20 protein-coding genes and 1 pseudogene are annotated in these 22192 nt (G+C 31.0%); 18 read left to right on the forward strand and 3 right to left on the reverse strand.

Annotation, left to right across the window (positions count from 1 at the left end):
• The first annotated feature begins 1428 nt into the window (after positions 1 to 1428).
• The 16 genes and pseudogenes from HNP99_RS15910 to HNP99_RS15985 all read left to right on the forward strand — a co-directional run bounded on the left by HNP99_RS15910 (position 1429) and on the right by HNP99_RS15985 (position 18209).
• Positions 1429 to 1782 carry a hypothetical protein gene (locus HNP99_RS15910; RefSeq protein WP_173854440.1) on the forward strand — a complete coding sequence of 118 codons (354 nt, stop codon included), beginning with the start codon at positions 1429 to 1431 and terminating at the stop codon, positions 1780 to 1782.
• Between the two features lie 192 nt (positions 1783 to 1974).
• Positions 1975 to 2406: pseudogene (locus HNP99_RS15915) on the forward strand (DUF1810 domain-containing protein).
• A 430-nt stretch (positions 2407 to 2836) separates the two neighbouring features.
• Positions 2837 to 3052: an HTH domain-containing protein gene (locus HNP99_RS15920; RefSeq protein WP_173854441.1), complete on the forward strand. Its 216-nt coding sequence runs from the start codon at positions 2837 to 2839 to the stop codon at positions 3050 to 3052.
• 75 nt (positions 3053 to 3127) lie between these two features.
• Positions 3128 to 3538, forward strand: a complete 411-nt coding sequence (locus tag HNP99_RS15925) for a DUF6565 domain-containing protein (RefSeq protein WP_173854442.1) — start codon at positions 3128 to 3130, stop codon at positions 3536 to 3538.
• Positions 3539 to 3552: 14 nt separating this feature from the next.
• Positions 3553 to 5103, forward strand: a complete 1551-nt coding sequence (locus HNP99_RS15930; RefSeq protein WP_173854443.1) for a hypothetical protein — start codon at positions 3553 to 3555, stop codon at positions 5101 to 5103.
• A gap of 27 nt (positions 5104 to 5130) precedes the next feature.
• Entirely contained in the window at positions 5131 to 5466 is a 336-nt protein-coding gene (locus HNP99_RS15935) for a hypothetical protein (protein ID WP_173854444.1), read from the forward strand.
• A gap of 19 nt (positions 5467 to 5485) precedes the next feature.
• On the forward strand, positions 5486 to 7141 hold the full coding sequence (locus HNP99_RS15940) for a hypothetical protein (protein ID WP_173854445.1): 1656 nt from the start codon (positions 5486 to 5488) through the stop codon (positions 7139 to 7141).
• A 10-nt stretch (positions 7142 to 7151) separates the two neighbouring features.
• Complete coding sequence (locus HNP99_RS15945; protein ID WP_173854446.1) at positions 7152 to 11030, forward strand: hypothetical protein; 3879 nt, start codon at positions 7152 to 7154, stop codon at positions 11028 to 11030.
• Between the two features lie 6 nt (positions 11031 to 11036).
• Positions 11037 to 12374 carry a hypothetical protein gene (locus tag HNP99_RS15950; protein WP_173854447.1) on the forward strand — a complete coding sequence of 446 codons (1338 nt, stop codon included), beginning with the start codon at positions 11037 to 11039 and terminating at the stop codon, positions 12372 to 12374.
• 135 nt (positions 12375 to 12509) lie between these two features.
• Positions 12510 to 13073: a TerD family protein gene (locus HNP99_RS15955; RefSeq protein ID WP_173854448.1), complete on the forward strand. Its 564-nt coding sequence runs from the start codon at positions 12510 to 12512 to the stop codon at positions 13071 to 13073.
• 20 nt (positions 13074 to 13093) lie between these two features.
• Positions 13094 to 13747 (forward strand): TerD family protein, encoded by a 654-nt coding sequence (locus HNP99_RS15960; protein ID WP_173854449.1) that lies wholly within the window; start codon positions 13094 to 13096, stop codon positions 13745 to 13747.
• 19 nt (positions 13748 to 13766) lie between these two features.
• Positions 13767 to 14552, forward strand: coding sequence for an OmpA family protein (locus HNP99_RS15965; RefSeq protein ID WP_173854450.1), 786 nt, complete (start codon positions 13767 to 13769; stop codon positions 14550 to 14552).
• Positions 14553 to 14885: 333 nt separating this feature from the next.
• Positions 14886 to 15665 (forward strand): S1 family peptidase, encoded by a 780-nt coding sequence (locus HNP99_RS17865; protein ID WP_173854451.1) that lies wholly within the window; start codon positions 14886 to 14888, stop codon positions 15663 to 15665.
• Between the two features lie 295 nt (positions 15666 to 15960).
• On the forward strand, positions 15961 to 16956 hold the full coding sequence (locus HNP99_RS15975; protein WP_173854452.1) for a TerC/Alx family metal homeostasis membrane protein: 996 nt from the start codon (positions 15961 to 15963) through the stop codon (positions 16954 to 16956).
• 67 nt (positions 16957 to 17023) lie between these two features.
• On the forward strand, positions 17024 to 17317 hold the full coding sequence (locus HNP99_RS15980; RefSeq protein WP_173854453.1) for a DUF6804 family protein: 294 nt from the start codon (positions 17024 to 17026) through the stop codon (positions 17315 to 17317).
• A gap of 565 nt (positions 17318 to 17882) precedes the next feature.
• A complete protein-coding gene (locus tag HNP99_RS15985; RefSeq protein WP_173854454.1) occupies positions 17883 to 18209 on the forward strand; it encodes a hypothetical protein in 327 nt (108 codons plus the stop codon).
• Between the two features lie 1062 nt (positions 18210 to 19271).
• Here the strand turns inward: HNP99_RS15985 and HNP99_RS15990 are convergent.
• From HNP99_RS15990 to HNP99_RS16000, 3 genes are read right to left on the reverse strand one after another with little or no spacing between them, the layout of a single operon-like run.
• Positions 19272 to 20228, reverse strand: coding sequence for a HipA domain-containing protein (locus HNP99_RS15990; RefSeq protein WP_463671063.1), 957 nt, complete (start codon positions 20226 to 20228; stop codon positions 19272 to 19274).
• A complete protein-coding gene (locus tag HNP99_RS15995) occupies positions 20221 to 20553 on the reverse strand; it encodes a HipA N-terminal domain-containing protein (protein WP_016991032.1) in 333 nt (110 codons plus the stop codon). Before HNP99_RS15995 ends, HNP99_RS15990 begins: the two co-directional genes overlap by 8 nt.
• Positions 20553 to 20777: a helix-turn-helix domain-containing protein gene (locus HNP99_RS16000; RefSeq protein ID WP_016991033.1), complete on the reverse strand. Its 225-nt coding sequence runs from the start codon at positions 20775 to 20777 to the stop codon at positions 20553 to 20555. Before HNP99_RS16000 ends, HNP99_RS15995 begins: the two co-directional genes overlap by 1 nt.
• Before the next feature lie 304 nt (positions 20778 to 21081).
• Here HNP99_RS16000 and HNP99_RS16005 point away from each other — a divergent pair, with 304 nt between their 5' ends.
• Both HNP99_RS16005 and HNP99_RS16010 read left to right on the forward strand, forming a co-directional pair.
• Positions 21082 to 21837, forward strand: coding sequence for a hypothetical protein (locus HNP99_RS16005; RefSeq protein ID WP_173854456.1), 756 nt, complete (start codon positions 21082 to 21084; stop codon positions 21835 to 21837).
• Between the two features lies 1 nt (position 21838).
• Positions 21839 to 22135, forward strand: coding sequence for a DUF5675 family protein (locus tag HNP99_RS16010; protein WP_254596880.1), 297 nt, complete (start codon positions 21839 to 21841; stop codon positions 22133 to 22135).
• Positions 22136 to 22192 lie beyond the last annotated feature (57 nt).

Here is a 22192-nt window from a genome sequence, read left to right on the forward strand (position 1 = left end):
CTCTAAATTGTATTTTTTTTCTAGCCAAATTCTCCCTGTTTTCTTGATCTTACTGGTTTTCCAGATCTAGGCATGGTGTTTCGTTTTATAAGCACTACTGTTTGTAAGGGAGCTGATTACATAATCCCATTTGGCTCCTTTTCTATTTAGTTCATCAGCCAGTCTAGTCACAGCTTGTGTGCCTCAATAACCGGCAACATCCTCTGCATAGCAATAATATCTAAATCTCTTACCGTATTAGCAATGAATACTATTTCTTGATTTGATTTGCCAATGTTTTCTATATTCCAAGATAGGAGTTTGGTCTGGGCCGATAAAACATTAGAAAATGATGTTATACAAAGTATAATAATTACAATTTTTCTACTGTAATTATTCATAAGTAATTTAATATCATTTTATATTTAACCAGTACTTATTTACTGAATTGTAACGGAACTAATACCTGAATACTTTTGATTACAATATAAATTCGTTTGGTATTAATTATTATGGAAAATTGATTGTTTTTAAATGATAAATATACTAATGAATCGCAAAGTATAATGGAGATAACTTACCAATTTAGAATTCTTTTATAAACGACCACTTAATAATATTGATTTTTAATACTTTTTTTATGATTTTACTTACAATTGTGTTGATATGAATTTTTTAATCTTCCTATCATAAGTATTTGTCATATTATAGCTGTAATAATATATTTTTTATATTTTAATCCATTACGGTTTGGCTCATTTGAATACAATTGAGATATTTTAGGATTAACTAAATTTTATCTAAAAAATCTTCATCACATTGGATCTAGGCAGAGGTATGAAGCTTACTTTCTAAATAATACAAGCATCTTAACTTAAAAAGAGAGTAATGATTTTCCTTGTAATAAATAAAATTCATGAGTCAAGCTAACTTTAATATAAATATGCCCCCGAATTTGTATGTAAAAATCAGTAATTTATACAACTGGATTGTAAAATCTTTCCTTGTTTTTTATAGTTGTTCGTTTATACAGTGAATTTTTAATATAAAGTTACTCTAGTTTAATTGTAAAAAAAATCGTGTACTGCAGCCCTATTTCAGTACATTTTATTAAAATTGCGAGATTATAGATTCATGATCTACAAAAAATTAAACACAGCATGTATAAGTAGAGCAAAGTTAAGCACTCAATTATTCTGCAATCATTTTAGGTTGCTCTTATAGAATACTTTAGTGTTACAATTGCCAACACATAATCTGAAACCAGTTCGCTAATTAACTTACCACAATTCCAAGGGAAACTATAATTTGTAAAATCCTCGGGGTATTACTATTTGAAAAATTATTCCTAACGTGTAGCCACATGATACGGCTCCATCTAATAATTATTTGTTACTAAATTAATAATATCAAACAATGAACCTAAACTTATCGTTCTTTCAAAAAACAATGATTTCTATTGTATTTTTTTTAATAGTTATTATTGGTTTTATGATTAAACTTCCTATATTTTTCAGACATTTTGACAAAGAATTACATACAATGTTTTACTTTTTTTCGGCAGCATTATTAAATGTATTATATAAAAAAAGACATTTAATAATCGTTGTCTTCTTATTGATATTTGGTATTTGTATTGAATTTGCTCAAGAATATTCAAATAAATTTTTCCATAAACGGATTCATGGCCGATTTGATTTAGAGGATATAAAAGCTAACATTAGAGGTATTGTTGCATTTTCTATAATTTGGTTATTTATTTTTTTTATCAATTATATAAATAGTAAAAAAAATAACTGTTAATTAGTCTATTAAGCAATATTTTTTTTTGCAGTACTCAGATAATAACTAAAAATGCTACAGTTAATTATCTAATCAAAAGAAGGTTTAATTAACATTAATGTACATTTTAGAAAAACGTAATTTATGATAATTTATTGAGATGAATATTTAACATTCAAAAATAAATTAAACCTTTAAACTCAACATAAATTTATGAAAAAAACGTACAACTTAAACAAGTTTTTGAAAGCTCAAGAAACAACATATCAAGATGCTTTATCACAAATAAAAAATGGTAAGAAAGAAAGCCATTGGAGGTGGTATGTTTTTCCGCAAATTAAAGGATTGGGATTAAGTAATAATAGTATGTTCTACGGAATGGAAAACCTTGTAGAGGCATAATAATATTTTCATGATCCTATTTTAGGTAAACGCTTGATTGAAATTTCAAATGGTGTACTACAAGTCGAGGATAAAACAGCTTTAGAAATATTTGGAAAACTGGATGATAGAAAACTAAAATCATCTATGACATTATTTAGCCTTTTAATAGATACGAACCCTGTATTCCAAGAAGTTTTAGATAAATATTTTAGTGGTAAAAAGGATTTAAAATCAATAGAAATACTAGAAAGAGGATACTAATCAATATAGTTTCTTTGATGTCAAAGAGACTTTTGTAAAAGATATTTGTGATTGATTAAATTTAATGTAAGGAAGACGGAGTGAAGTCAAATGTTAGGGTAAAATGGAAAAAATTGAATTTCATTATTAAATAGATTACATGTTAAATGGCAGTGCTCTTATTTTTTTAAAATAAATAAAACATAAATAATTGTATGTCAAGTATTTGCTTTTTTATTTTGTAGAAAAAACTTCAAAATGAGGAAAGCCGTAAAAAATGGAATTTTATTGGTTGTAGGTTTGAAAAAAAAAACTTAGTTGAATGCCGCTTATGTTAGTTATGAATTTAACAATTGGTTTTTTTTGAAATATAAAAGCCAATCTAATTTGTTTGTGAAATCTCAATAACTGCAACTCACTTGCAGTAGGTTTCTTTATAATTGTAAAATATATGGATATAAGAATTATTAAACGATTACATAATTTATTAGTCACAGAGCGATCAGGAACTCCAAAAGAGCTTGCTGCGAAACTAGGAATTTCGGAACGAAGTGTCTATAATTATATTTCGTACATGAAAACTGACATGAATGCACCGATAACCTACGATAATCAGAAAGGTAATTATTTTTATAAAAGAGAATGTGAATTGAGTTTTGAAGGGTGATTATTGAGCATATTCACTAATTCTTGGATAAATTTAAAATAGTGAAGAAAGTATAAATATAAAAAATGATATTATATGGCAATAAATGTTCAGAAGGGACAAAATAAAAATTTAATAACAAAATGGATTTGTTTGCTTGCTATAATATGCTTTTCATCATGTCAATCTTTTAAGAAAGAATCTTTTCTGAATAACTTAGAGTCATTTGTAAATGAAGTTGAGTTAAGATGTGAAAATTACAAGGAAAATGATTGGACGGTTGCAGATAAAAAGTACAATAGTTTTATCGAATTTAAGTATCCAGAATTCAGAAGTATAATGACTGCTGCGGAAATAAGTAAAGCGAATATTTTATTTGGAAAATATAAAGCCTTGAAAGTAAAAGCAAGAATTTTGAATTTTAAACAAGGATTAAATGACATGTTGGAGCAAGCAACATCCTTTACAAATGAAATAGCATCTGACTCAACTTTAAACAATAAATAATTTTAATAATAAACATGAATAATTTTATAAAAATAAGTTTGCCGATAATGGCTTTGTTTTGTTTACAGAGCTGTAAAAATGAAGATTCGAGTGCTTGGTCAAATTTTAAGCCACTTAACGAGATTGAGAAATATACTCAAGGATATTATGCTGCATCTTTGGGAGAAGCCTCAAATCTTAAAAATGGTAATGCAGCAGTTTATGTAGATTTTTCTGATGGTTTAATTCAAGCCTATTCAGAGAATCATGCGAATGGACAAATTATTCAAGCAATTACAAATAAATTAGTCAATCCTGATATAGAGTGGTTTGCTTTAGGAAGTTCAAAAATTACCAAGCTCAATTTAGCAAGTAATCAAATCTATAATAAAGTTACAGATCCCAAAGAATATAAAGATATAATGGCTCCAATTAAGGGTGCTCTGCAAAAAATAACATCTTCAAATAATGATGCATTATTAATTACCGATTTTGAAGAATATACAAGTGATGGCAAAGAGCAATTCGAGAATTATCCTAAAGAATATTTTACAAATTGGTTGGCAAAGGGAAATTCAATTACATTTTTCTATACTGATTACTCGGAAATAAACAAAAAATCTGGAATTACTACTTCAAAACATCTCTATTATACAGTGTTTACTCACGGGAAGGCAACAGAAACAAGTATGGTTTCACAAATAAGAAATGCTTTAAAAGGAAGGGTAACAACTAAGATCTTTGAATTAAATAATAGTCCATATACTATTTCAAATGACTATGGAGGTAAAGATAAAACCGGAATAGCTAATAAAACTTTATCACAAGTGGCAACAACTATTTTAAATGCATCTGCAGATAAGAATTTACCTTATGAAGTAATCGGTATAGAAAATAAATGGGATGATGGTTTAGATAAATATGTTCAAAACATAATTCAAAAAGAAAAAGGACTTTTTATGAATAAATTACTATTGAATGCATCTGATCAATCTTCTTATAAATTAAAAAAGATAGCTGTAAAGGTTTATGATATTTCCGATGATTTTGAAAAATATGCCCGTTGCAACAAAGCTAAAAATCATATTCCAGTTCTTACCAAAAATGACAAAAAGGATTTGGTTTGGGATGAAAAATCAAAAAATGACCCAATTACTGTTGAATGCTACCAACCTAACGAGAAAACAATTGTACCCAACTACCTTTACAAATCAAAGGATTTAACTGCAAATGAATGGTCTGAAGTATTTGATGTAGATAGTGGAACATTCAATAGTCATTTAAAAAACGATCCAAAAAAAATCGAGCTAAAATTGATCTTTCATAAGAATTATAAAAAAGATAATTTTAAAAAAGAGGATGCATTAATTAGAATTGATTATATAATTGAAGATGTTACTTTCAATGATACAAATCCCCAATTAAATGATTTTCAATGGGCTTCTAGTACTGTAAAGGGAAATATTAATACTTCTCTATCAGAAGCTATACGAAACACTCTTCAAGATCCAAGAGTAAATCAAAAAAGCAAAATATTATATTCTTATTTCATAAAATTTGGAAATACTACCTCGACAAGTAATTAATCAAAAAAAACAATAAATTTTAACATTATGACAACATACTTTATTTCAGCAATTTTTGCAGGAGCAATGATACTTCTAGCAGCATTTATCTCAAATTCTATCAAATTTGAAGGAGGTAGCAATCCAACTGACCCTGGTAAAAGAAAAATGTGGTTTTGGATTATGGCTATAATTAATCCTATAGTTTCTTATACTATTGGATGGCTAGTGTTAGCTCCAAATGCAGAGAGTAAACAAATGCAATTTGATGAATATATGGCTGTGCTACCTATTGCAACAGTTGTAGGTTTCTTTGTATACATTATTGTTGGGTTTATACTAAGTAAAATTTTTATAAACGGTAAAGTAGGAAACTGGTTTTAATATTAAAAAAAAGAAAAAGATGAGTCAAGATAAATTATTTGTTATAGCTATTGGGGGCACCGGAATGCGTTGCCTAGAATCCTTTACCCACTTATGCGGTATTGGGATGTTCGACAATCAGGAAATTGAAGTTCTTACTTTAGATACTGACCAAACTAATGGTAATAAAGCTAAAGCTGAAGAACTCATTCGACTATATAATCGAGTGAAAACTTTTGGCTCAAATGAAGGAGGAACACCTAATGCCAATACATTTTTTTCAGCAAAATTAAACCTGCATAGATATTGGACTAATTATGCAGGTACTGGCAGAGAAAATTATAAAAATTTATCTAAAATTTCTACAGGTATACCAGCGCAGCAACAAAAAAACAAACTTATATCTGATTTATTTTTGGATACTGATTCTGTGCAAGAATTTGATTTAGCTCATGGTTATCGTGCCCAAACTCACTTGGGTTCAATGCTGATGTATCATGGTATAATCGAAGCAGCACGTAATATCGCAAAAGGTGTTAATGTTCAACCTGAAGAAAAGGATTTGAACTCTTTCATGTCCAAATTAGAACAAGCAGGAGCTAATGCAAGGGTGTTTATTTTAGGATCTGTTTTTGGAGGCACGGGCGCATCATCCATACCAGTTATTCCCAAAGCTCTTCAAGAATTTATCAAAATTAGGTCCGGAGGTAAATCAGATATTGACTTCTCAAAAGTAAAATTTGGAGCAACTTTACTAACTGAATATTTTACATTTAAGAAACCTGATAATAATCAAAAATCAACAAAACGAGATAGTGTAATCGCAGATTCTTCATTCTTTCCTTTAAATAGTCAAGCCGCTTTACAATTTTATCAAGGTGACCCTACGGTAAAAAAGACTTATAAAACTTTATACCATATTGGTTGGCCCATAGTAAGTAAAAAAGTAGACGAAGAAGGTAAAGAAAAAACAGAAACAGGCGGGGCAAATCAAAAAAACCCATGTCATATCACTGAGCTACTAAGTGCTTGTGCAGCTTATGATTTTTTTACACGTAAAAAAGGAATGGATGATTCAACTGCAGATGCTGAGTATGTCTACAAAGCAGTCGAATTTAAAAACAATTCTTTTAATTTTTCTTTTAATGACTTCGTTGGTAATGAAAATAAAGCTGGGGAAACTTTTGCCAATAGATTAGGAGCCTTTTTCTCATTGGCACATATATCTCTAACCATAAATAAAGCTTCTACTGGGGATTCTGGAATAAGAGGTTTTATTACAAGATGTGATCGACAAAAATTAACCCAATATAATTCTATTTCTGATGACGATTGTGATGATATAAATAACTATTTCAAACAATTTGCCTACACTTTTGAAAATGAAAAGTTTATTCCAGGTTGGCTGTATCAAATAAGAAATACAGTTGCTCCAGGAACATTTATGTTTGATAGTAAAGCTTTTCCTGACACCTCGAATGAATTAAAAAAATTAGATGTAGGAACACTATTTAGTGATGCTAAATATCATTGGCCCAAAGGAGGAATAATGTCAGATCGGTATGATACTTTCGTTAAAGACCAGCTTATAAAACAAAATTACAAAGAAGAGCAAAAAGTATCGACTGTCAAAGAAAAGTTTATGGCTCATATTTATAATGCCATTACTGAATCTCAAGCAGAATTAACAAAATAAATTTAAAAATATGGCAGATAATCAAATAAAGGCACTTGCTATAAAAGTTCAGACTAAAGATGAACCAAGTGGTGTTCAATATGCTTGGGACAAAATACCTCAAATACAAGTTTTTACAAAAAGCATTGTTATTCCAGAAATTGGAGTTGATAAAGATGGAAATACTTCAGTAGATATTGGTTCTATAGTATCTGGTATGCCAACTGTGTACGCCAGAGCCAATATGTTTCGAAATGCCTTGGATAACGTTACAGATATGAAAGCAGAGGCTATAGGCCTTATGCTTTTCTACAAATCGTTAATAAGTGAATGGAAAGGTTTTGTCAGTTGCATTGCTTTAAACTATAAAGATTTTGAAATAGAAAGAGTTCATTTGTCTTATACTGATGGTAAGACAATAATGGACACGGAAAATATTTATGAACCAATAGGTGCATTTGGTAATGTTCTTTTTGAAAGAAAACCTTTATGGTGTGATCAATCATTATCAAATAATACAGACAAAATTCCTTTTATTGATGTTATTAAGTTTAAGGGTGACGTAGTAGGAGGAACATCTCCTGATTCATTCCTATTCACTGCAGTATCATATAAAATAAAAGAAAAACTCCCATTTATTAACGTTATTAATGGTAAGTTTATAGACCCATTACAATCTGAATTAAAATTTGAAGAACTTTCAAATATTTATGGATATGCTAAACATATTTTAAATAATATTGAAAAATTCAGAAATAACTTTAATGGTTTAGAAGAGTTTTTAAAACCAGATTACAGTAATTTGTCAGGCTGCATCCAAAATTGGATGTCTGATATGATTAAATATCAAGAGACTAAAGGATACCCAAGGTTAGAGAACCCTTCTCCTCCAGAAGTTGGTTCAATTTTCGAATATCCTTTTAATCTCCTTTTCAATTACTCTACTGAATTGTATGGTTTAGACGGTCAAATTTCTAGTGATGCTACTGAGGGTAGTATAGCTTTTGATCCCAAAGACCTCTTGTTACATGATACTACCGAAATTGCTCGAATAAGGTTTGGTGGTGCAGAAATAAAAAATTATTTAAAATCAAAACCAATTCTATTATTAGAAGCAACAACCTTAGGACAACCTAACGATTATAGCTTTTTTACATTACCGCTGACTCCATTAGCCTTAAATTTATTTGGTTCACAGCTTGATGCATTAGTTGGTTTAGATGACAATTCGAATGTAAAATCAAGAATAACAGCAATATATGACCCTAATGATAAAGATGGTGAAAAATTAACTGTTAAACTGAATTTGTATACTAAAACTGGGGCTTTAATAACAAAAGAATTAAAATACAATGTAAATCACGAGACTATCAAGGGTAAAGATATATTGATGTGGCCGAACTTTATTTCAAAACAATGGAATAGATATTTCCTTTATTCGGAAATCCCTCATAATGATATAAAATTTCAGGCAACTCCTTTCATTGGCGATGTTAATGATCCTTACTTTAGAATTATTTTAGATGAAAAAGGAGTTCCTGTTTATCTTGCTGATAAAGGAAAATCGACTTTACTTACTGATAAAAACAGTAAAAATATTAAATTTGAATTGCATGTTAGTTCAAATCCTGCTATCGCAGACAACGCCTACAAATACGAAATATACGAGAGTAATCAACCTTTTAAAGGAATAAAGTTTGCATTCAATGGTATCGATTGTGGTTTTGGTATTATAAGATATCATGCTACTGATAATACAGTTTTACCACATAATATGCTTTCTATAACTAAAGATTTAATTGGAGCCAAATTAGGTGTAGATTTTGGAAGTACTAATTCATCCGTGGCTTATTATTCTGAAGGGACAAATTCCGTTTGCGATAATCTTATATTAAAGAACAGAAGGGTTTCTCTTCTTTCTGATGATGCAAAAAATAATGATGAAAGACCAGCTGTTGAAGACGAAATCTTCTTTTTTCAAAATGACGAAATAATTACTAATTCAATAAAGTCAGTTTTAACTATCCATGATACAAGAAGATTGGTAAATGAAGACAATATATCATCTGATTCTTTGGCTTCGCAAATTGTAAAAGGAGGATTTCCCTGCTTTGAAAAAAACCTACCAATTGAAAGTGCTCAAAACAATTTATATACTTTAAATTATAATAGAGCTGGAAAAGCTGAAATAGTTTACAACATGAAATGGTCGACTCAAAGTATCGACAAAAGTTATAAAAAGGCATATTTAAGTTCTTTGCTGCTACATGTTTATGCTCAGCTTTTTATAGAAAATCATGAACCAAAAACATTAAAATGGTCTTACCCGTCCTCAATGGGCAAAGATTTGTTATCAACCTATCGTGGTATTTGGGATTCTTTAAAAGAAATTAACCCAATTATAAGTAACTCCAAGCCATTAGTGATCTTTCCTCCTTCAGATCTTTCAGATCTTGGTGATACTTCTTCAGAAAACTCTTGGAGCAGTGAAGGGAATAAGGAAAATTCCAGCTGGGGATCATCTGATAGCGGCAATAACAGTTGGGGTACTGCACCAGAGTCTATACTAATGCCAGTGGATTCAGGCTGGGGTGATAGTAATACGAAGCAAAATGTAAGTACAGTAGTTGATATTGCTACTGAAACTAGTCCAATCCGTTTTGATTTTAAAGAATTAGATAATGAAGAGTCATTAACTGAAGCTTGTGCAGTTGCAAACTATTTACTTAGACCTGGAAAAGGTATCGAATTAGGACCAGATGAACTAGTACTTTGTTTTGATATCGGTGGAAGCACTACTGACATATCTGCTTTATGTCAAATGAATGGAGGGAAGGCCATGATAAAGCAAAATTCTATCCGATTTGCCGCTCAACGTGTTGCAGATGCAACTAGGTATTCACCAAACTTCAAATCGGTGTTATTGAAAATGTGTGAAAAGAAGAAAATTAAAATTGAAGGTTTAAATACTCCTATTAATAAATTTACAGAAAATACAGCATCCTATTATTTTGAACAAGTGGTTGATAGGTTAGATGCGTCTGATTTTGATGATTTTTATAGATTAATAGCTGCCGAATGTAAAGAGATGATGAGTGTAAACTTATATGTCACTGGCATGATTATGTTTTACGCAGGTCAATTAACTCAGAAATTAAGAGCAGAAATTGTTAAATCAGAGGATGCTCCAGCAGCTGTTAAAGCACTTGCTCCAAAAATAAGAATAGCTTTTGCGGGTAAAGGAGCGAGGATATTTGATTGGTTCAATGCTGTGAATCCAAAAGCAGCAAATGATTACTACACCCAAATGTTTATAAGAGGCATTGGAGGTGAGGCCATCGCAAGAATAACTATTAGACCTATAAGTATAAATCCACTTCAGATTATCGACATTAATGGCCAGAAATCTGATAATAATGTAGATGTAAAATATGAAGTATCAAAAGGTTTAGCAATACCAACAGATCAAACAAGAATATTAGTCCCAAGAAATAAAACTGCAATCGAAGTTTTAGGGGAAGAAAATTTTTGTATTGTAACTTCTACAGGAGAATTTAAATATTTAGAATCTTCCAATTCTATCACTCCTGAAATGATGGAAAATATAGGAGGTTACTTTATTTGTCTTCCTCCACAAGGTAAGCAACCTTGTCCGAGATTTATGGATTTTGCTGATTTGTTTTATAAAGTATCCTCTTCAATGTTTGGACTGAAGATGAGCCAAAATGAATTTATGGCTGGCTTTCTCGATATGAACATAGTAAACTATATTAAAGGAGAGTCAGAATTTATAGAAGCACAAAAAAGAAAAAAAGATCAGAAGAAATTTGATTACGTCATACCTATAATTATTTTAGAAGGTATGAAGTTTTTTGAAAATCATTTGATGAAAGCAATTCGTAATTCTTAAGTATAGATGACATTTTGTGTACTAATAAAAATTTCAAAGTATAAGGTTTCTTTTTGGTATCAATCAGAAAGAAACCCTTATGCACCATTAGTAAGGAACGATTTAAATGAAATTCCATTATATTTTTATGTAAATGGGAATGATTTTATTTTTGGAAATGCTATGGCCAAAGAGCGATTTAATTCAAACCACCCCGATGCATTTGGAAATTATTTTGAAATTATAAAAAATCCAACGCAACATTTTAATATTTATGGTAACGCAAAACCAGTTAAACAATTGCTTTACTATGGAATAGAGCAGTATTTATCACATTTCATTAATGCTATTTTGTTTAAAAATGACTCCATCGAATCCTATCGACAAAATTTCCCCTTACGTTTTTGGTTTGACACAGATTTAGAAGAAAACGAAAAATCTTTAATTGAAAATTTATTCTTAGAAGCTGGATACGATAATATTGAAAGAGTTAATTTTAACAAATCACTATTACAGACTTTATCCATTAATGCTATTATAAAAAGCAATATGTCTGTTTTACTACTTAATGGCATCAATAACGATCTTTATCTAGAACTCTTTAAAGATATAAAAGAACCAGCACAGGCTTTATCAAAATTATTAGGTCAGGGTGCTGATGTGAGAATAAATATTTTAGCAGATATGATTCTTGAAGATATACTTATACAAAATTCATATTTAACAGTTAACAAAGAACATGAAATTGCTATGTTACTCGCTTATTCATCTGAATTATTAGAAAAAAGCACAACTATAATCAAAGGAAAAGCAACTCTTACAGATGGAAAAGAATATTTTTTTGAAGTAAACAAAATTAGCTTGAATGAGAGATTATTGTACTCATCTAATGATAACATTATGTATGCAACAATTGATGACTTATTAAAAGTAAATAATACGTCTATCAGTAACACAATAATATTATTAGGGAGTAAGGAAATAAATACTTCATATTTATTAAAAAAATTACTAAGTAAATACCCGAATGTTATAGGTGTCGAAAAAGTACAAAGTAATGATGCTATGAAATTAATTTTCTCTAAAATAGCTAATTCTGGATACATGGCAATAAAAAACACTAACGTATCCCCCCCGGTCATTACTATTCCACCTCCCGTCCAAAGAAGTAAAATAGTAGTGAATTCAGTTACAAGAATAAATACTCCTCCTATTTTAAACGTGCCTCCAAAAATAAAAACACCGCCAATAATAAATATACCGCAAAAGATTACTTTACCACCACCACAAAAAACACCCCAAGTAATACTGCCAACAAAGAGTAATAAATATCCTCCACCTCCTCCGCCTATTCCTAAAAAATAAAAAGATCAGGAACAAGAAAGTCGATTTGTTATCAGCCTCATTTTAAAAAGGTTAACGGTTGATTTTGCTATAACGTCATCATAATTAGGTAAATATGGAAAAACAAATAAATAAACTTTTAAAAAGAAAAATATAATGATAAATCTAGAAAAGAAAAAATCAATTAACCTTACACAAGCAGTTCCTTCGTTAAATAATGTTAGAGTTGGTTTAAGTTGGGATGATGTACAAATCAATGGTAAATCACCTGATTGTGATGCTTCAGTTTTTATGCTTGGAGAAAACGGAAAAGTTCCAAATGATAAGTATTTCGTGTTTTTCAATAACCTAAGTAGCGAAGATAATTCAGTGATACATAATGGTGATAACAGGACGGGAGCCAGTGTTGGTGATGATGAAACAATAGATATCAATCTTTCCCAAGTAAGTTCTTTATGTGTTCAAATGATCGTTACAATTACGATTCATAATATAGATGAAGGTTTTAATTTTGATGCTACAATTAATCCAAGTGTCCGTATCTATAACAGTATAAATAATTCGATTATTTGTCAGTATGAATTAAGTGAAAATTTTTCTGGTTGTGATTCATTGATTATTGGTCGTCTCTATAGAAATGGTTCTGATTGGGAATTTGAAGCGATGGGTCAGGCATTTTCAGGAGGGCTTGAAGCAACTGTAGATTTGTATTGTAAGTAATAAATTTAAAATAAATAATTATGAGTAGTTTTAATTTAAGTAAAGGTGAAAGGTTTTCTCTTAGCAAGTCAGCACCGGGTTTAACAATTGCACGCATAGGAATGGGATGGAATCCAAATGAAGAACCACATGGTCCAGATTTTGATTTGGATGTTTCAGCATTCGCAATAAATAGTAACTATAAAATTCCATCTGACAGCTATTTTGTTTTTTACGGTCAAGTTCGCATGGGAAATTGCGTTGAAGATGAGATAGAAAAGGGTTTTTCTAGGCCAATTACTGCGGATAAATCCATTTTGGGAGCTATTGATGATCCTGACGGAAGAAGAAGTGATGGTAACGATGATGAAGATATGATTTTTGACTTGTCAAAAGTAAACTCTGATATTGAGCAAATAATCATTTGTGCTTCGATTTGTAAATATCCACATGATAATAAAAAAGATATAAGAACATTATCTCAAAACTTTGGGATGGTAGATGATTGTTATATAAGGATAATTAATGAACAAACTGGAGAGGAAATTGTTCGTTATGACTTAGCTAAGCAATTTATCAATGAAGATGCCGTTGAATTTGGTCGTTTGTTCCGAGTTGGTAATACATGGGAGTTTGAAGCGATGGGCAGAGCTCATAACGGAAGTTTACAAACACTTGTAGACATGTATACATAACTAACTTAAAAATTATAATATGGCATTCAATTTAAATAAAAGTGAGGATTCTAAAAGCAAATTTGACTTATCAAAAAATAATATAGACATTCCTGCTGTTACTAACACTGACCCAATTGTTGAGAATCCTGAGAAATCAAAGAAATGGATATTTCTATTGGCTGGATTAATCTTAGTAGGTGTCGCTAGTAGCTATTTCTTCTTAGACTCAAAAGAAGTTAATAACAATGAGAATGAAACTAAATCTGTTTCCATAATTAAGTCAAACGATAATGAGGAAGAGTTATCAAATATTGTAAGTGAAGTAAAAGATAGTTCTAAAGTAGCTAATAAAAGTCTTTCAAGGAGTGATGATTACAGCAATATCAATTCTAAAGTAAAATCACCCTCAAATGATGTAAAAACGGATAATGCTGCTTCAAATGAAAGTGCTGTAGCTGGAACAAATTCAGAAAACGGGAAATCTTCCAACGATTTGCCATACAAGAATGGGGAATTCTACAATATATATCAATTTCCTTTTGGAGCCGCAAACTTTACATCTTCAAATGTAGAATTGGACAATTTGGTAAATGTCTTAAAAAACAATTCAGAATTGAAAATTTCAATAATTGCATATACTGATAATGTAGGAGGTACAAATGTGAATCAGCAACTATCTGTTAAAAGAGCTAAAGCTATTTTTAATTATATAGTTTCTAAGGGGATTATTGCAGAAAGATTATCTTATGAAGGAAAAGGAATCTCTACAAAATATCCCACTCAAGGTGAAAACCGCAGAGCTGAATTTATTCTTAAAGGTTAATAGATTTTTTAATTTGGAGTATCAGTGAATACTATTGATACTCCTTTTTATATTACTAATGATACATATAATACAAATTATTGCAGGACTTTTTATATGGTTAATATTACCTATACTAATAAACAAAAAGGTTAAGAATAAAAAGGCCGTGAAAAAAATTATATCCTTATCATGCGCTGTTTTGGGTTTCGGAATTATTTTTTTGGGAATAGTTGATTTTGCAATTAATTTTTTAAATCTAAATAATTAGTTATGAAAAAAACATGCATTCTATTCTGCTTGAATCTAATATTGATATCCTGTTCCAGTCCAAAGTTATTTCTAGTACAGAATGTGATTAATAATTCAACTATTGAATTAGAAAATAAAACATTAGTTAGGTTGATTGGAGTAAATAATCAAACGAACAAGTATGTAAATGCTTTACATGAATTACCCAACAGTTATGTAGAGCTTTTTAATGAAGATTACGATCCCATTAAAGAAATTACGAGTGGAGAAATTTTTGCATATGTATATAATGAAAATGGAGAATGTATTAATGACTTTACTAAAGGATCAGATAATGACAAAGCGTCTCAAGTTTCAACAGAAATTGAGGTAATAAAACCAGAAGAGAGCGCTAATGTAGAAGAAAGAGTTTCGGGAAAAGATATTGATATATTACCCGTTGCAACTCTTGCTGAAATGTACGAGAAGAATAAAAATGCAGTTTTTTTAATTGCAGTTCCAAAGGGGAATAATAAGTACGCACAGGGTACCGGCTTTTTTATTCAAGCTTCTGGTATTGGTGTTAGTAACTTTCATGTCTTTGAAGGAGGGATAGGAAAAGATGCTATAATAAAGACAATTGATAATCATCAATATAAAATACGAAAAATTATTAAGTCTAATAAAGAGCTTGATTTTATTGTATTTGAAGTTGAAAATGATCATAATGATTTTCCATTCTTAAAATTGGCCAATACTAAATTAGGGACTGGAAATGATGTTTTTGCAATAGGAAATCCAAAAGGCTTGGAACATACGCTGTCAAAAGGAATCATATCATCATATCGAGAAAATGACAAACTAATACAGATAACAGCTGAAATAACTAATGGAAGTAGCTGAGGACCTTTGTTTAATATGAATGGAGAAGTAATTGGGATTACTACGTCAGGTATAGGTGAAGCTAATCTAAATTTTGCAATGAACATACTTAAATTAGGTATTGAATGAGAATTTATAAAGTAATAATTTGACTAATAGGACAAACCTTTAACAAAGAAATCCCTATCAACACAATGGTAGAATTAACCGATGGTAAAAAACTTTTATTATCTAAAAAAGATGTTGGACGATTAGTAGTAATAACAATGGCAAATAAATAAGAGAACATTAATCAAAACAATTTTATAACAACCCTATGAACGATCACCCAATTTTAACAGAACACCCTTGGCTAATAGTAACTTTTACAATAGCAATAGTTATTATGCTTTTAATTGATTTAGGATTATTTAGTAAACATAGCCACGAGGTTAGTAATAAAGAAGCTGTTACATGGTCTATAGTCTGGATCTCACTATCTATGTTATTTAGCGGCTTAGTTTATTACTATGCCGGAGCAGCAAAATTTTATGAATTCCAGTCTGCTTATTGGATTGAAAAAGCATTATCAGTAGATAATTTATTTGTATTTATTTTAGTATTTAAATTCTTTGATGTTGCCAATAAAAACAAGCACAAAGTATTATTTTACGGTATTATCGGAGCTTTAGTACTACGTGCCATTTTCATTTTTTCAGGAGCATTCTTAATTGAATTAACCTATTTAAATAAAATATTATCTTACTTTGGTGTAGCAGGATTTAAATATGACATCAATATTATAATGACATTATTTGGTTTATTCTTGGTCTACGCAGGTATCAAATCTTGGTCAGCTGGTGATGAAGATGATGATGAAGATTACAATAATACTCGAGGAGCTCGCCTAATTAGAAAATTTTTCAATGTGAGCGATAAGTATGATGGTGACAAATTTTTCACTTTCGAAAACGGAAAGAAACTTGCTACGCCTTTACTAGTTGTCGTGGCTGTAATTGAATTTACAGATTTACTTTTTGCTGTAGATTCTATACCTGCAATTTTTGCAATATCAAATGACCCATTCATATTATATACTTCAAATATATTTGCAATACTTGGATTGAGAGCTCTATTTTTTCTCTTAGACAATTTTATTCATTTATTTAGCAAACTGACGTATGGTTTAGCTTTTATACTATCGTTTATTGGTATAAAAATGATAATTTCTCCTTTTTACCATATCGAATCAATCTATTCCTTATTGGTTATTGGTGGAATCTTGTTATTATCTGTTTTACTTTCGATAATGTTTCCTGAACCAAAAGAATAATAATTAAATTAACTCTTACTATTATTTTCATAAGACCTCCATTAAAGGAGGTCTTTTTTTCAATCCTATGACAAAATATTTAAAAATCACCCTATCAATTCTTCTACTCTCCTGTTTACTACCCTTGCCATACGGTTATTTTCAATTTGTTCGGTTTGCTGGCATGTTGGTTTTTAGTTATTTGGCATATAGAGCTTCTGATAAAAAAAATAAAAGTGAAGTTTTTATATATATCAGTTTAGCGATTTTATTTCAGCCGTTTATCAAAATAGCGTTGGGTAGAACGGTTTGGAATATTGTTGATATTGTGGTTGCTGTTGTTTTACTGTTAACTATTACAACATCTTCGAAAAAAAAATAGCAATTGCTATGGACAGCAATAATGGTTGTGCCTGAGTACCTATTTGATTTTTCAGTAGCTATTTTCCAACGGATAAAGGCTGAAAATAATTATAAAATAATTCATCTAGATCACATGTAAATAGTTCCCGAAAAACTTATTGTTTTCTATATATTTGGCTAAAATTAGGATGTGCAATACAGTATTAAAACTTCATCACTGTAGATTATGATAATATGCTACCCTTTTTAATGAAAAAAAAGCAAGAATTAATTGCACCCAAATAGTTAAATTTTTACAGTGTTTTCCTAAATTCACAAAAAAACCTTTCTGTTTGTGGATAGCTATTAAATAGAAAATAGTACATTATAAGAAACAAAGTAAAAATTTCAAGTAGTTAAATTATTTAGTAGTGTCAAAGTTAACTAGAACAGAGACGTATGAAAAAGTAATTTACTTGTTGTAATAGAAAATATGGAATTATAAAAAAAAACTATTATTTGAATTACAGACTCGATTAAAAATTGGTAACCGAAGAGGTATTCATTGAAACGCCATTACTTCAAATTCAAGATACAAGTTTGACTTGAACCGACTTTCGACTATTGATCCTGATCTCATTAATAATTTCATAAAAGAATTTTTATCGCAACTGCCATTGAAATTTAAAATTATTTGGAAAGACAATGTACTAGACTTAAATTCATTGTTTGAAGTAGATCAGACACAACTTTTAAAAATCACAAAAGCTTTTGAAAACTTAATCAATCAGACAGAAGCAATTGAATCTGAAAAAGAAATTAATACTTTTGGATTAGGCTTCCCTATTTTGGCGAGAAGATATAAAGCTGAAAATAAATTAACCGTAGCTCCGATTCTTATTTGGTCACTACGAATTAAAAGAACAAGGTAATTTAATACTTGGGAGATTTTATGAAATTATGATGATCCTACTTATCGATAGTAACGAACTTATATAAATTTGTGCAAATCTACTAAATGCTTATTAAAACATCTGTACCATCCGATTTGAAAAATATATTTGAAGAACAACTTCTAAATAATAAAACAATTGGCGACAAAAGTCATTATGAAAAATTAGCCTTAAATTTTTCGAATTAAGTAATTGATTTTACTGGGTTGTTCTCAATATTAGAAATCTATAAACATAGCATAACAGATTATATTGCTTTACTCGCTAATAAGGAATATCAAAAAAGTATAATTAATGGCATATTGCAAACTCAAATAAAATTAAATAGCGCCATAACTTTACTTGCGACATCTAAAATCAAAACGTGGATTATTAAATTAAAAAAGGAATTGGTATAGCGTTTTCTTAATAAATTTTTAAAAGATAATAAAAACAAAAAACCCGAAACTTTCATTTCGGGTTTTTTTCCGCGGAGAAAGAGGGATTTTACAATTCTCTATATATCGCTTATAATCAGTATTTTAAAATATAAATTATAATTGGGTAACCGAAATTACCCCCTTTTTAATCGTAATGTATTCTATCAATTTGTGATCAGTAAATATACAAAATATTGCAGATTTATTACAATTTTTGAGGATAAACCACACTAAAAAATGAACATGTAAATGAACATGTAAATGAACCGATTATTGAACAAGTTATTAGCCTAGTAAAGTTCAAAATTTGATGAGGTTAAATAAAGTTACTACCCAATAATTAAAGGTTCAACTTGTTCCATTTTTAGACTGGTGTACTGGCAGAACTCTTCTATTGACACAAACTCATTTTGGAGCTTGTTAAGCTCCTTTCTGATGTTTTGCAACAGTCTAATGCTTTGGCGATAACTCTTGCCGGTAATACGTTGTATGTCTTTAGGGTAGATACACAATCTCGTGGTTGCTGCTTTCATACTCTATCTATAGCTTTGATTGGGCTTTGGCTTACTTTAAAATTCTATTATCTAAACTTCTAAGTAAAATTAAACAAAAAAGTGCTTGTTTACTTAGGCTGAAATAAACTGCTGTATCTTTCCTCTAATAGTAGTTTGTATTTTTCTTTGAATGCTTCAGATAGGAATGAATTATCGATCCATTGTATGGCAATTGGTTTGTTTTTTTGGAATCGTTTTACTATTCCTTTTAGTTGTTTTTCGTTAAGACCAAGGTTTGTTCCTAGTGTTTGGAAATGCTCCCATTTTAGTTTTTTCTTTTTTCCATCGAGAGTTAAGGCTAGTTCTTCGGTGTCGTCTGGGTTTACTATGGCTACGTTCAACAGATCATAGGCTGGAGCCAATGTCCAACTATCCCCTGTATTGATCATCGAGAAGTTCTTCAGGTGCATGTCGTTGTTTCCGGTCAGGTAGCTGAAAATACCTAATTCCAAAAAGTATAGTTTGTCCAGTAAGGTGTTGTCTGAGAATTCGTTGATGGCTTTGCCTATTTTTTCCATCGAGCTTTTGTATTTGTCAAAAGCTTCCGTGATTTGGAACATGTCGAGCATGTGGATTTTTTCTCCAGTAGCTGTCCTATCAATGCGTTTGGTAATATAGGAAAGCTCGCCAGATTGTAGTCGGATCAAGCTTGATTTTACAGTGTTAATTCCAAAAGCTTCTGCAATGCGCATCGTTAGATGTTCATTTGCGGGCATTTCAGGGAATTGTTCGGATGGCGGTTTGAAAATATAATTACCGCCCAAAGCACCTACCACGGTAAGACGTCCTTTATTCCCGTCCTGAATCGTGTCATTTACTATTGATAGTGATAATTTGGGTTGTACCCCGGGTACAGCTACGCTTCGCTCCACTACATTTAGTGCTAAGGCGGTCATTTGTTTTAGGGTATGTTCAAATGCAGGTTGGTGTTTTGTTCCAAAAAACGCTAAGCTACATTGCTCGTGAAAATCACCTCCAATTGTATCCTCTACTATCTGATAACAATATACACATTTCTTACTCATTTTCATTTGGTATTGGTTGAACACTGACGGCACCGATACAATTTTGGCAGCAGGCCAAGAGTAATCCCATACGGTCATTGGGATTGATTTTCCAGTTTTTGGATGCGATATCCAGTAGCCAGCCTTCAGGAATTAGTCCTTCAAAAAAGGGGAATAATCGTTTGTCGGTATATGTTTTAGGACTTACTGGCATCGTAAACGTAATGAACTGCTTGGGATGTTTCTTTATGTATTGTTCTTCATACTGAAAGATATAGTCTCCTTCATCTGTTTCGGTGAGTATTCCCGCTAAGACGTCTTTATAATATATTGCTGCCTTTCTCATTATTCTTTCTTTTCATTTTTGGATAATTCTCTTGCGTTAACCGGTGCGAGGGTATGCCCGAACATTCGGAGCACTTGATTTACCTTCTCGAGATTTAGATTTTCTTTGCCTTGTTCTATTTTTCGAATAACGGTCAGCGCCACTCCAGCACGTTCTGCAAATGCTTCCTGGGTAAGGTTTACTTCATTTCTTTTTTCTTTTACAAAGTCTGCTAGTGTTATCATGATTATATGCATTTACATCGAATTAGAACAAATATAGTAAATTATATGTAAAAGCATATAATTTACTTGCTAAAACACAATCTATATGTAATTGCATATAGAAGTTTATAACTCGTAACGAACTCACAAGTGTCATTTATGTCGATTTATGCCATCTGTGTCTGATCCTGCCATCTGCTCGCCGAGGTCTTTTTAATGTGATTTAATTGGCTAAAATTTGTATTCAAATCAATTGATAAGTGTTGCAACCGGTTGAAAATTGAAACGATTTTAAAACAAATTATAAACTTAAATTTTAGGAATTATGGCAAGACAGAAAGGCATAATTAAGTTGAAAGGTACTATTGGAGATATTACTTTTTACAAAACCCAAGACGGGCATTTGGCACGTGAAAAAGGAGGCATCGATGCCAGCAGAATCAAAAATGATCCTGCGTTTCAAAGAACACGTGAGAACGGTTCTGAATTTGGAAGAGCCGGCAAGGCCGGAAAAACTTTAAGAACGGCTCTGAGAGTCTTACTTCTAAATTCTGCAGACGGTAGAGTGGTGAGTCGACTTACCCAAGCGATGGTAAAAGTGATTCAGGCCGATACCATAAGCGAGCGTGGGTTACGAAATGTAATTGATGGTGAAGCAAAGTTGCTTGCTGGTTTTGAGTTCAACATCAGAGGGAAACTGGGGACCAGTTTGTTTGCTCCCTATGTAGGGATAATCGACAGAGTATCTGGAGATATCAGCGTTGATTTGGATTCGTTTATTCCCGTTAATATGATTGCAGCTCCAGGAGGAACGACCCATTTCAAAATTATTTCAGCTGGTGCTGAAATTGATTTTGAGGCAGAGACTTTCGTTTCAACGAATTCTGAAACTGCTATTCTTCCATGGGATATGACTGCAACAGCGGCGATTAGTCATGTAAACCCGGTCACGCCAAACAGCACAAAACCGTTGTTTTTGGCTTTAGGTGTTGAGTTTTATCAACAGGTAAATGGCCAGATGTATCCTTTGAAAAATGGATCCTACAACCCGTTAGCTTTGGTTAGCGTAAGCGGATTGTAAGATGGTTTTGGTATTAACCAGAATCTATTTTCCTGAAGGAACGCAAGGGATGCTAGAATGGAACGGCACATTAGTTTGTTATACCATCGAATTGCCTTGGTTGGGAAACCAAAGGCGTATCTCTTGTATTCCGGAAGGAGAATATGTTTTGCAGAAGCGGTTTAGCCCAAAATTTAATTGGCACTTGCATTTGAGAAATGTTCCGGGAAGAGATTTAATATTAATCCATCCCGCCAATGACGCCAGAAAAGAATTGTTAGGGATCAATACATATTGTTGTGGGGAAATATTTAAATAAGGATATTTGTATTTTAAAATCTTATCCCAATGCAAGAATCTTTTAATGAGATCCTAA

It is taken from the genome of Flavobacterium gelidicaeli, from assembly GCF_013294005.1.
In the GTDB taxonomy this organism is placed as follows: Bacteria; Bacteroidota; Bacteroidia; order Flavobacteriales; family Flavobacteriaceae; genus Flavobacterium.